This is a genomic window from Winogradskyella schleiferi (assembly GCF_013394655.1).
Lineage (GTDB): Bacteria > Bacteroidota > Bacteroidia > Flavobacteriales > Flavobacteriaceae > Winogradskyella > Winogradskyella schleiferi.
The window spans coordinates 410429-423119 of record NZ_CP053351.1 but is presented as its reverse complement, the minus strand read 5'-3'; the positions used below and the strand labels follow the sequence as shown (position 1 = coordinate 423119).

General features: G+C 36.3%; 9 protein-coding genes. 5 read left to right on the top strand and 4 right to left on the bottom strand.

All coding sequences use genetic code 11. The features are described from left to right. Window positions 1-90 precede the first annotated feature (90 nt). The 5 genes from HM990_RS01925 (at window position 91) to HM990_RS01905 (ending at window position 8420) form a co-directional block, all read left to right on the top strand. Entirely contained in the window at window positions 91-288 is a 198-nt protein-coding gene (locus HM990_RS01925) for a hypothetical protein (RefSeq protein WP_178987319.1), read from the top strand. Between the two features lie 29 nt (window positions 289-317). Next, window positions 318-3350: a beta strand repeat-containing protein gene (locus HM990_RS01920; RefSeq protein ID WP_178987318.1), complete on the top strand. Its 3033-nt coding sequence runs from the start codon at window positions 318-320 to the stop codon at window positions 3348-3350. An 11-nt stretch (window positions 3351-3361) separates the two neighbouring features. Further along, window positions 3362-3901: a cupin domain-containing protein gene (locus HM990_RS01915; RefSeq protein WP_178987317.1), complete on the top strand. Its 540-nt coding sequence runs from the start codon at window positions 3362-3364 to the stop codon at window positions 3899-3901. Between the two features lie 141 nt (window positions 3902-4042). Next, on the top strand, window positions 4043-6907 hold the full coding sequence (polA, locus tag HM990_RS01910) for a DNA polymerase I (RefSeq protein ID WP_178987316.1): 2865 nt from the start codon (window positions 4043-4045) through the stop codon (window positions 6905-6907). A gap of 58 nt (window positions 6908-6965) precedes the next feature. Continuing rightward, entirely contained in the window at window positions 6966-8420 is a 1455-nt protein-coding gene (locus HM990_RS01905) for an MltF family protein (protein WP_178987315.1), read from the top strand. A gap of 151 nt (window positions 8421-8571) precedes the next feature. On the opposite strand, the gene HM990_RS01900 is transcribed toward HM990_RS01905, so the two are convergent. The 4 genes from HM990_RS01900 to HM990_RS01885 form a co-directional block, all read right to left on the bottom strand. Further along, window positions 8572-8760, bottom strand: a complete 189-nt coding sequence (locus tag HM990_RS01900; protein WP_178987314.1) for a hypothetical protein — start codon at window positions 8758-8760, stop codon at window positions 8572-8574. A 145-nt stretch (window positions 8761-8905) separates the two neighbouring features. Continuing rightward, a complete protein-coding gene (locus HM990_RS01895) occupies window positions 8906-9268 on the bottom strand; it encodes an endonuclease domain-containing protein (protein WP_178987313.1) in 363 nt (120 codons plus the stop codon). A gap of 159 nt (window positions 9269-9427) precedes the next feature. Then, a complete protein-coding gene (locus tag HM990_RS01890; RefSeq protein WP_178987312.1) occupies window positions 9428-10597 on the bottom strand; it encodes a lipase family protein in 1170 nt (389 codons plus the stop codon). 98 nt (window positions 10598-10695) lie between these two features. Continuing rightward, on the bottom strand, window positions 10696-12669 hold the full coding sequence (locus HM990_RS01885) for a YgiQ family radical SAM protein (RefSeq protein ID WP_178987311.1): 1974 nt from the start codon (window positions 12667-12669) through the stop codon (window positions 10696-10698). Window positions 12670-12691: the final 22 nt, after the last annotated feature.

The window sequence follows — 12691 nt, the reverse complement described above, 5'->3', positions numbered from 1 at the left end:
AATACTACCCACTTTTGAATAAATAATCAAGACCTTTTTTTGAGTGTTACAATAAGTTTGTGAAGCTATTAATCATTAACACGTTGTATCATGAAAACTTCAACACTTCTAGTCTCTTTACTTATAATTAATTCCAGTGTTTTAGCTGGTCATATTTCCATTCAACTTTTAGGAAATTTGAATCCTTTTATTCTTGGAGGTTTTGAACTCTTTCTCGGAATATCCTACTATATCCACAGCATTTTTAGAGATGTGAGAAGCGCTTTTGATGTAGACATCAATTTCTAATTGCAACAATGTCAAAAATCCCTATAGTTATGAAGACAATAAAATTATGCCTATTACTGATATGCATGTCATTAACCAGCTTTGCACAGGTCGGTGTAGGAAATACAGACCCAAAAGCGATTTTAGACATTAGCGCGTCAAACTCAACTTCACCTTCAAATTCAGATGGCATCCTTATTCCAAGAATAGATAATTTTCCTATAACTAACCCAACTTCAGACCAAGATGGTATGATGGTATTTGCTACAGGAAACGGAGCGCCTTTACAAGGATTTTATTATTGGGATAATGATACCACGTCATGGATTTCAGTTCGAGGTTCTGACTCAGATTTCTTCGAAATTGGAACTACAACACCTCCAGATGCCATAATTGATGACATTTACACCTTAGGCAAACTAAAAATCGGACAAAATTCACCTGCTAACTCATCGCTGAGTGTTCACGATTGGAACTCTAATAACTTTAGTGCTGTCAGCATCTCTAGAAGTCTTAATACTGCTTCTACTTCAGGTCAATTTAACGGATTTTATACGTCATTAGATGCTCAAACATCAGATAACTATTTTGGCGTACAATCAATGCTATCAGGAAATATTCAAGCGGAAAGCGCTAATTATTATGCGTTAGCATCAGGATCTTTGAATGGATTTACAAATCTATTCTCAGGTAGCTATTATTCCGCAAGTGGCACCGGAATACTTTATGGAGTCAATGTAGATTTTATGTCTACAGTAACCAACACTGGTAATAAATATGGTTTTAATGTTGATATTCCTACATCCTTATCTGGAACGCACTACGGACTTTATTCAAATGTGCAAAACAGTTCAGGTTATGCTGCCTATTTAATTGGAAGAACATCTTTAGGTCAATCCACTGCCAACCGATATATTATGCCCTCAGCAGATGGATCAGCCGGTCAGGTTATGACCACTGACGGTCTTGGGAATATAAGCTTTGAAACTCCAGTTTCTGGAGCAGAGCGTATTAATGATTTATTAGATGCTAAAAGTGATAACGATGGGTCTGATGATGGCTCATCCTTATTCATTGGTGTCAATGCTGGAGCTTCAGATGATAGTACTAGTAATCAAAATGTAGCCATCGGGTTTAATGCACTTGAACTCAATGTCGATGGAGTTGCAAATTCGGCATTTGGTTGGAGAAGTTTAGCTTTAAATACAGCAAGTAACAATACCGCCTTTGGGTACCTCAGTGCATCTGGAAACACCACAGGAAGTATGAATACAGCCATTGGAAGAAACGCATTAATAAGCAATGAAATTGGCAATAATAATACTGCACTTGGTTTTTATGCAGGTTGGCTTGCAAGAGGTTCTGGAAATGTGTTTTTAGGTGCTAATTCTGGTTTTAATGAAGTTAATATAAGCAACAAGCTATTTATCGAAAACACTGATGCAGACCAAAACAGTGCTTTAATATATGGTGAATTTGGAAGTGACAACACCACAATAGGTAATATTCTTAGAACCAACAGTGAATTTCAAATAGGAAACCCAACAATAACGGGTTATGCCTTTCCATCCACAGATGGCACAAATGGTCAAGTTCTAACAACAGATGGTTCTGGAAATGTTAGTTTCCAAAATATTGTTGGAGATGGCACTGGCACTGACAACCAAAACCTAACCACAGCAACACTCACAGGAACAACGCTTAACCTAGGCATTCAAAATGGGACAGGAACTTCAGTAAATTTAGCAAGTTTAACTGACGATAGTGACTGGGTACCTGTAGGTGCAAATATTGAAAGGCAAAGTGGTGATGTTTACATTGGAAATACTAATGCTACAAATAATAATATTTATATAAGCAATAATATTATCGATTGGGATGATACTAATTATTATCTGAATCCAGATGATATGAGCGTCATGGATGAAATTCAATTTGATAGTGGTACTGCTGCAGATCCAAGTATATTTTTTCAAGATATAAACACCGGTTTTTTTAGCCCATCAAACGCGGTAACAGCCTATTCAGTAAATGGAAACGAATCGTTTAGAATTCAAAATGACGGAGAAATAAGTATCGGCTTAATAGGAGCTACCAATTATAAATTCAGTCTTAATTCTCTTATCAATCAAAATACAATTAGAATTGGCAATGACGTCTTTAGTAGTGATAATTTTGTGGATATATATCACAGTGCACAACGTGGTAATGCTATGAACATCTCTGTAAATGATCCATATTCTTTAGCTTCACGATCAGGAATATCGGTATTTAATGAACTTGGCGATACCAATGTCGATATTGCCAAATACGCAACTGGATCAAGTAATATTTATGGCTTGGAAATTTACATTCCTGAAGACATCGTTGGTACAGAGTATGGCGTTTATTCAAACGTTCTCACAACTAATGGATATGCCGCTTACTTTTTGGGTGAAGTTTCTCTAGGAACTACTTCAGGCAATACATACAGTTTACCAAACTCTAGAGGTACAAACGGACAAGTCATGCAAACCGATGGCTTAGGAAATGTGACTTGGCAAAACCCGACAACTAACACCGACAACCAGCAAATAGACTCTTTTAGCTTTAACTCGTCAACTAATGAACTGACGCTAGAAATAGAAGAAGATGGGCAACCTGCTCAAACCGTTGACCTTTCAAATCTAAACCCACAAAAAGCAATCGCACGACTATTCATGAGTGCTTCCCAAACCGAAATCGGAAGTGGCATTACAAAAGTTAATTTTGATGCCGCACAATTTGATATTGGCAGCAATTTTAACATGACAACCGACGCGTACGAAATACCCGAAACTGCCATTTATCGCGTTACTGCTCAAATTACTATGGATGCTTCAACCGGAACCGGAACTTTCGATGTTCGTATTCGTGTAAATGGCACACAGGAAAGACGAGCAGAATACAATCATACAGGTAATGGACAAATCGTAAGACAAATCACAAGTATTTTGAGTCTCGCAGCAGGAGACACCTTAGATATTGCCTTTAATCGTCCAGCCATTGGAGCAACCATTCAAGCTAACTCAAGAGCTACATTTTTTGAAATTGAACAATTATAAAAACAACAGATATGAAACGACAACATTTTTTAAAATCATTGGGCGGAATCAGCCTCTTAGCGTTGATTCCAAATTTTTCAATCACAAAGCATTTAAAAACATTAACAGGTAATTTAAAAGGAAAAATCATTAGAAATAACGATGGGACTCGCTTAAATGTTATTGGTGATATACAAACGCATAAGCTTATTGGCAGTGACACTAACAATCAAATTGTAGAATGGGTAGATGATGTAGAACCTGGTGTAGGTATTCCACCACACATCCATACCAAGGAAGATGAAATATTTAGAGTGATTAAAGGAGAAATTGAAATCATGGTAGATGGTAAAACTACGGTACTCAAAGCTGGTGATGTTGCTTTTGCTCCTAAAAATATTCCACATTCTTGGACTGTAATTGGCACAGAAAAAGCCAAAATGATCACTAGCGCCTTTCCTGCTGGAATAGAAATAATGTTCAAAGAACTAAACGATTTACCTTCTGGTCCTCCAGACTTCAAAGTAGTTTCGGAAATATGCGGTAGATACGGAATCACATTTATGACATAATTGGATTGTCTTCAATTATATTTTTTTTTAGGAAGAAAGCCGGAGTAGGGACCGGCTTTCTTTTTGTTCATTATTTAATAAATCATTCTTTCATATCAAGGTTTAAGTTTTGTAGTTTTATAGACTTCAAAATTAAATAACATGTCAGACCAAAAGCGCCTTTTTCTAGTTGATGCCTATGCCCTTATTTTCCGTGGCTATTATGCCTTTATAAAAAACCCAAGAATAAATTCTAAAGGCGAAGATACCTCTGCCATTATGGGTTTTATGAATTCATTGTTAGATGTCATAAAACGTGAACGACCAGACCATTTAGCCGTTTGTTTTGATAAAGGTGGAAGTGTAGATAGGGTTGAAATGTTTGAAGCTTACAAAGCTAACAGAGACGAAACACCTGAAGGGATAAGAACTGCCATTCCACATATTTGCAATATTTTGGAAGCCATGCACATTCCCATCATGGTAAAGGAAGGGTACGAAGCAGATGATGTTATTGGAACACTGTCTCGTCAAGCGGAAAAAGAAGGCTACAAAACCTATATGGTTACTCCAGATAAAGATTTTGCGCAGTTAGTAACAGAGAATATTTTTATGTATAGACCTGTTTTTGGAGGCGGTTACGAAACTTGGGGAATTCCTGAAGTACAAAAAAAGTTTGAGGTTATAGAACCAATGCAAGTCATTGATTTTTTAGGAATGATGGGAGATTCTAGTGATAATATTCCTGGTTTGCCTGGAGTTGGAGAGAAAACTGCTAAGAAATTTTTGAAGGCTTATGGCAGTATGGAAAACCTTTTAGCCAATACACATGAGCTAAAAGGAAAAATGAAAGAAAAGATTGAGGCCAATAAAGAGCTTGGCTTGTTATCAAAACAACTGGCAACCATTATGCTAGATGTTCCTGTGGAGTTTAATGCCAAGGATTTTGAACTTGACCATCCAGATGTTGAAAAAGTAAAGGAAATTTTTCAGGAATTGGAGTTTAGACGATTGACCGATAATTTCTTAAAGACCTTTGCGCCGCAAGATGAGTCAACTTCCACTTCAAAAACTGTCACTTCGAGCACAGTCGAGAAGACTTCGCCAAATTCAGTCTCAAGTTCAAGCTCTAACGCAGGTGCTGGACAATTTTCATTGTTTGGGGCATCGACCACGCTCAGCGACCAAAACCAGACGGTTACTGAAAACTCCAGGAAAACTGCTGAAACCACTTCACATTTCTATCAAAGTGTAGCCTCTGGTATGGCCACTAAATTGTTTGTCAAAAACCTAATGAATCAGACCTCTGTTTGTTTCGATACGGAAACAACGGGTTTAAATCCTTTAACTGCAGAATTAGTTGGTATCGCATTTTCATGGGAAGTTGGTAAAGGGTTTTACGTACCTTTTCCAGAAGATAAATCTGAAGCCCAAAACTTAATTGAAATATTAAGACCATTTTTCGAAAATGAAAACATTGAAAAAATTGGTCAGAATTTAAAATATGACATTAAGGTTTTAGCTAAATATAATGTGGATGTTAAAGGAAAGCTTTTCGACACCATGTTAGCACATTACCTTATCAATCCAGATATGCGACATGGTATGGATGTGTTGGCAGAAACCTATTTGAACTATACACCTATTTCCATTACAGAACTCATTGGCAAAAAAGGCAAAAACCAATTGTCCATGCGAGAGGTGCCTTTAGAAAAACAAACCGAATATGCGGTGGAAGATGCAGATATTACCTTGCAGCTAAAAGAACATTTTCAAACAGAATTAGGCGAGGCCAATACCCAAAAATTATTTGATGATATTGAAATTCCGCTGTTACGGGTTTTGGCAGCTATGGAATTGGAAGGCATTAATTTAGATACCGAATTTCTGAATTCCTTATCCGAACAGCTCAACACTGATATATCAAATCTTGAACAGGAAATTTATGCAACCGCAGGAGAAGAATTCAACATCGCCTCACCAAAGCAATTGGGCATTATTCTATTTGAAAAAATGAAACTGGTCGATAAGCCTAAAAAAACCAAAACAGGTCAATATTCCACAGCAGAAGACGTATTGAGTTACTTAGCAAAAGACCACGATATTATTCAGAAAATTTTAGACTTCAGAGGGCTTTCAAAATTAAAGAGCACGTATGTTGATGCATTGCCGTTGCAAGTAGAACCTTCAACAAACCGAGTTCACACCGATTATATGCAAACGGTTGCTGCGACGGGTCGTTTAAGTAGTAACAATCCAAACTTACAGAATATTCCAATCCGAACCGAACGCGGTCGCCAAGTGAGAAAAGCATTTGTACCACGAAATGAGGAATACACTTTACTCGCAGCGGATTATTCACAAATAGAATTACGAATCATTGCCGCTTTAAGTGAAGAGGAAACGATGATTGAAGCTTTTAAGAATGGCGAGGATATTCATGCCTCTACCGCTTCAAAAGTTTTTAATGTACCATTAGCTGAAGTCACCAGAGAACAACGAAGTAATGCTAAAACAGTCAACTTCGGAATAATTTATGGTGTGTCTGCTTTCGGGTTAAGTAACCAAACCGATTTATCTCGTGGCGAAGCCAAAGAACTCATTGACACTTATTACGCAACCTATCCCAAACTCAAAGCCTATATGGGCAAGCAAGTAGATTTTGCAAGGGATAATGGTTATGTGCAAACCGTTTTGGGCCGTCGTCGTTACTTAAAGGACATTAATTCTCGAAACGCCGTGGTTAGAGGTGCTGCAGAACGCAACGCCGTAAATGCACCAATACAAGGAAGCGCCGCAGATATTATTAAAATTGCAATGATCAATATTTATAACAAACTACAAGGAGGCAATTATAAATCGAAAATGCTCTTACAGGTTCATGATGAATTGGTGTTTGATGTTTACAAACCAGAACTTGAAGAACTCAAGATTTTGATCAAAACTGAGATGGAAAATGCTTATAAAATGGATGTTCCTTTGGATGTTGAAATTGATACAGGTTTGAATTGGTTGGAGGCGCATTAAGATTTAAACATCAATCTCGTAGGTTTTTAGTATTTTATGGAAAATAATCAACCTTATTATGCCAGCTAACAAAAAACCTTTTAACCTTTCTCAATTTATAGCGATTTTATTTTTTTCCTTATATCTCACTTGCGTCGAAAAACCTAATAGCAATAGTAATATTACTGTAGAAGAGCCAACGCAGCAAAGAGATCTCGCAGCTATTAAAAAGGACGGTAAACTCAAAGCTTTAACCGTTTATAGTGGCACAAGCTACTTTCTTTACAGAGGTAAGCCCATGGGCTACGAATATGAGCTATTAAAACGTCTCGCAAAATATCTCGATCTAGAACTAGAAATCATAGTGGCAGATGATATTGACGACCTCATAAACATGCTCAATCGAGGTGATGGCGACATTTTAGCGCATGGCTTAACGATAACTGCAAGCCGCAAAGCTTCGGTTTCATTTTCAAATTATTTGTATTTAACCAAACAAGTTCTTGTACAGAAAAAACCAGATGATTGGCGAACGATGCATTGGCACAAATTGGAAAATTCCTTAGTTAATGATGCCATAGAGTTATTGCAAGACACGGTCTCCGTTCGTAATGAATCTGCTTACAAAGAGAGAATAATCAATCTGTCCGAAGAACTTGGTGGCAAAATTTATATTAAAAACCTGCCTGGCGAAATGGCGACGGATAAAATCATAAAAGAAGTCGCTGACGGTGAGATTAAATATACCATAGCAGATAACAACATTGCTAAAATAATGGCGTCATATCACCCTATATTAGATGTTGATGTGCCTGTAAGCTTCTCTCAGCGTATCGGCTGGGCTACCCGAAAAAACTCACCAGAACTTTTAAAAGCAACCAACTTATGGCTAGAAGAGCTAAAAAAAGATGTGGATTACAATGTGATTTATAATAAGTATTTCAAAAATAAAAAGGACTTTAGGAGACGTGTTAAAAGTGATTTTTACAGTTTGAATAAAGAAGAGATCAGTCCCTATGACAGCTTAATTAAAATACATTCTGAAAAAATAGGTTGGGATTGGCGTTTGGTTGCTTCGCTTATTTATCAAGAATCGCGCTTCGATCCCAACAACAGTTCTTGGGCCAATGCCAAAGGCTTGATGCAAATTATGCCAAAAACTGCTAAAGAACTTGGTGTTACTGACCGTACTGATCCTAAACAAAGTATTAGAGGCGGTACGTCTTACCTTGGCCAACTATCCGAATATTTTGAAGCTGTAAAGGATTCCACTGAACGTAAAAAATTTACAATGGCTTCCTACAACTGTGGCCTATACCATGTTAAAGATGCCCAAAAACTAGCTAAAAAACGTGGGCTAAATCCAAAACTATGGGATGACAATGTAGAGGATATGATTCTAGAATTAAGCTTACCAAAAAATTACAATGACCCAGTGGTAAAATATGGTTATGTAAGAGGTATTGAGCCTTATAACTATGTGAATCAAATTTTTGAACGTTATGCGCATTATAAGCAGTTTATTTCGGAATAATTAAAATAATATTAATCAAATCCAATTGAAACGTTAGTAACAATTTATGTTCAAAATCGAAGCTGACAATTATAAACCCGAAATATTCTTACAACTGCATGATGAATTGGAATTTGATGTTTACAAATCAGATCTAGAAGAATTAAAGTCTTTAAATGAGACTAAAAGGAAAGTAGTTATAAAATCCCCATTCACCGTAAAGTGAAAACAATTTTATCTCTTCAAATTCATCTGTATTTTCTAAAAAAGCTTTAATGTTTTGACCTTTGTCTATAATTCCTAAGTAATCATTGTCTTCAGTTAAATCTTCGACTGGGAGGTTGTTGAGTAGTTTTGACATGTTCGTAATACTTTGATTTAAAAGTAAACAAACCTAATTTAAAAAGAAATTTTAACTAAGATAATAAACTCAAAAAGTTATAAGCTTTTTTTCAGAATCAGATTGTCCCCTAGAGGGGACTTTAGGGGTGTTTTTGATTAAGCTACTAAATCAATTCTCTAACTTTATCTTCAATAACCAACAAAACACTAAACATATTCTTTTTAACTTCTTCATTAGAAAATCTCAAAAAAGTAACACCGTAGGCTTCTAACTCACCTTGTCTTTTGGCATCATACATGAAACTATGATCATGACTTATTCCATCTATTTCAATAGCTAAACCTATTTCGTGGCAATAAAAATCTGCGATGTAATTTAACATTGGAACCTGCCTATGAAATTGAACTCCCAGAGCACGTTGTTTTATACTCTGCCACAACAAAACTTCAGGTAACGTGCTGTTTTTTCTTAATTGTCTAGCAAGTATTTTTAAATCTGGGTTGTATGGTATTATTTTATTTTTCATTAGCTATTATCAAAAATTTACACCCCTAAAGTCCCCTCAAGGGGACAATCTTAACCAACAAACTTTTCAATATATAATGTAGAATTAAAGCACCAAAACATAAATTATGTAATTCGAAATTTGACAATTCATACTTAATAAAACAATTGAAAACTCATCTTACAGATCCGAATCCAAATAAAACAACTCTAAATTTTCAAAAGAAGATCTGTCCCATTTTTTAAGCATCGCCACATAATAATTATAAGGACTATGCTGAAAAAATTTAGGTTCTTGTTTATACCAATTTCCGTCTTCGTCTTGCGGAAGATCTTTGAGCTCTTCTTCGGTTAGGTCACTAACATCCAATTCAATTTTTGGATACTCAAATGGTTCTATTTCCTTAAGGTTCCCTGTTGGAAAATAATTAATATCGCTAACAAACTCTGGCATTTCTATTTTCCCGAATTTCAACCCAAGAATTTTATTCACCAAGGTATTACTATTTTTTACATAGCTCTTAATACCTCTTTCAAACAATCTAATGAACGCATCTTTTCCTAAGTCCTTTGGTTTAAACTCATCGTCCCCAAATAGCCAGCCTTTAATTTTATCTTTAGTTATTAGTGTCTCTTCTTCATAATTAAATGGCAAATTCGGTATAGGATCTTGAGGGTTAATTATAGAGTAACTCGTTCCTCCATCGCTAAATCGTTCGTCATATTCAATAGCGAATTCTTTATTCCCAGACATAGGTTGCGCATAAGCATATGTTTTATATACATTTTTTGAAGACAATTCCCCTTTTGGCAAATTCTCTAAATAAGCACGTGTCATCGTCGCCAAAGCACCACCTTGACTATGGCCTGTGATAATAATATGATAAATGCCTTTTGAATTTAACGCTTTTATTTGTGCTTTTAAAACATCAGAAAGCACAACTATAGTTAAACCGTAACCAGCATGAACTGCTGCAGTTTCTTCCTTAGCAAATGCATACTCGGTAGCTTCACCGTCTATCGTAATTGTTCCATTTGCAGGAATCATGGCTGAATAGCAATTCTCTACCCAACTGATGACACTATCCGTAGAACCTCTATAATTAATGACGCCAATCTTGCCATTTTCATAAACCTGAAATTTATTATCCATACTCATAACATCTGAGGTATAGCTCAAATTATAGCCGTTTGGAATAATGGTTTGATCGGAATTAAATTGTTTGATGAAATTGTAACTATTGCACATCGCCATAGTATGTTTAGCTTCATTAGTATTAAAGCCAGGTTTTAACTGCCCGAATGATAGTATTGAAAAAAGTAAAAATATAAGGGTTACCAATCTTCTCATATTGAAATAACTTAATAGCCAATTAATTATTGTCTCTAAACAATTTACAAAAACGATTCCAAAATAAATTTTATGTCAAATTGTACGATCTCAATATGCTAACGTCGACTCTTCTTCTTCCGCTTCTTAGATTTAAACCGAACCTTATCCTCATTTTTACGTTGGTTAAAAGGCACCGCATCATTAAAGGTGTTTTTGGCCTCTCCTTTTGGTTTGTTTTTACGCCACTTTTCAGTTTTTTCTGGTAGTAATACTTGAAGTAAATCTTGACGACCCAGTTTATTCAAGGTTTTTTTAATCCATGCTTTGTTTTCGTCCTTGTACCAAAAGAAAAAACGGTGTTGCTCGTCTTTCTCTTTTTTAGAAATTGGTGTTTTTACTTTCTTAAGTGTGTACGGATGGTAACCACTGTAATAAATAACAGTAGCAACCGTCATTGGTGTTGGTGTAAAGCCCTGAACTTGTTCTAACTGGAAACCCATATCCTTGGTTTCAGCAGCCAAATTGGCCATATCCTCAACTTCACAAGCTGGATGATTAGATATAAAATAAGGAATCAACTGCAGCTTTAAGCCTTTCTTAATATTAATCTTATCGAAACGCTCTTTAAACTTATGGAAGTATTTAAACGAAGGTTTACGCATCAGTTTCAAAACAGGATCACTGGTATGTTCTGGTGCTACTTTAAGTCGACCTGAAACATGTTTCGTCATCACTTCCTCGGTGTAATCGTCTAACTCTTTTGGGTCCGCATTCTTATTGAATTCCGGTACCAACATATCATGTCGGATTCCAGAACCTATAAACGATTTTTTTACCTTCGGATGTTTATCGACGGCTTGATATAATTCCGTCAAAGGTTTATGGGACGTATCTAAATTACTACAGATGACTGGCGAAATACAACTTGGTGCCACACATTTGTCGCAAATAGATTGTACTTTCCCTTTCATTTGGTACATGTTGGCACTTGGACCTCCAATATCAGATAAATAGCCCTTAAAATCTGGCATATTAGCAACCGTATCCACTTCTTTTAAAATCGATTCTTGACTTCGGGACGCAATAAATTTGCCTTGATGCGCCGAAATGGTACAAAAACTACAACCACCAAAACAACCACGATGAATGTTGATGGAAAACTTGATCATTTCAAACGCAGGAATCGGTCCTCGCTTATTATATTTTGGATGTGGTAATCGGGTATAAGGATAATCGAACGACGCATCGATTTCAGCCTCGGTCATCGTTGGATAAGGCGGATTAATCATCAGCATCTTATTGCCTACTTTCTGAAAAATTCGTCGCGCAGCCAATTTGTTGGATTCTTGTTCAATAACCTTAAAATTGGAAGCGTATTGTTTTTTGTCCTTTAGACAAGTTTCATGCGAAGCAATTTCTACATCTTCCCAATTGCTGTTCTTAGGAATGCTCTCCTCTTTATTTAAAAGTACTGCGGTTTGATTAATGGTATTCAAACTACTAAACGGAACACCTTTTTCTAGCAAACGAATAATTTCTCTTAATGGTTGTTCGCCCATCCCATAAACCAACATATCAGCTTTAGACGTTTCTAAAATAGTTGGCATCAGTTGGTCACTCCAATAATCGTAATGCGTCACACGACGTAATGACCCTTCAATTCCACCAATCAAAACTGGTGTATCTGGCCATTTTTCTTTCAAGATATTAGAATAAACAGAGGAAGCATAATCTGGTCTGAAACCAATATCACCATTCGGTGTATAAGCATCCTTATCACGCTTCTTCTTGTTCGCATTGTAATTACTTACCATAGGATCCATGCAACCACCAGTAACCCCAAAAAATAGTCTTGGCTTCCCTAATTTCTCAAAATCCTGAAGGTTATCATTCACATTAGGCTGCGGAACAATAGCCACACGCAATCCAAAACTCTCTAACATACGGCCAATAACCGCAGGTCCAAACGTTGGATGATCCACATAGGCATCTCCACTAAACAAGATCACATCGAGTGTTTCCCATCCGCGAATCTTCACCTCTTTATTTGTGGTAGGCAACCAATCCGAAAGTTGTAGTTTATTCTTCACTTTGCAAAAGTAGTTAAAATAT

What these genes read in the sequence shown, in the direction of transcription:
- HM990_RS01925 (WP_178987319.1), top strand. Translation starts at nt 91, where the DNA reads ATGAAAACTTCAACACTTCTAGTCTCTTTACTTATAATTAATTCCAGT.
- HM990_RS01920 (WP_178987318.1), top strand. Translation starts at nt 318, where the DNA reads ATGAAGACAATAAAATTATGCCTATTACTGATATGCATGTCATTAACC.
- HM990_RS01915 (WP_178987317.1), top strand. Translation starts at nt 3,362, where the DNA reads ATGAAACGACAACATTTTTTAAAATCATTGGGCGGAATCAGCCTCTTA.
- polA (WP_178987316.1), top strand. Translation starts at nt 4,043, where the DNA reads ATGTCAGACCAAAAGCGCCTTTTTCTAGTTGATGCCTATGCCCTTATT.
- HM990_RS01905 (WP_178987315.1), top strand. Translation starts at nt 6,966, where the DNA reads ATGCCAGCTAACAAAAAACCTTTTAACCTTTCTCAATTTATAGCGATT.
- HM990_RS01900 (WP_178987314.1), bottom strand. Translation starts at nt 8,760, where the DNA reads ATGTCAAAACTACTCAACAACCTCCCAGTCGAAGATTTAACTGAAGAC.
- HM990_RS01895 (WP_178987313.1), bottom strand. Translation starts at nt 9,268, where the DNA reads ATGAAAAATAAAATAATACCATACAACCCAGATTTAAAAATACTTGCT.
- HM990_RS01890 (WP_178987312.1), bottom strand. Translation starts at nt 10,597, where the DNA reads ATGAGAAGATTGGTAACCCTTATATTTTTACTTTTTTCAATACTATCA.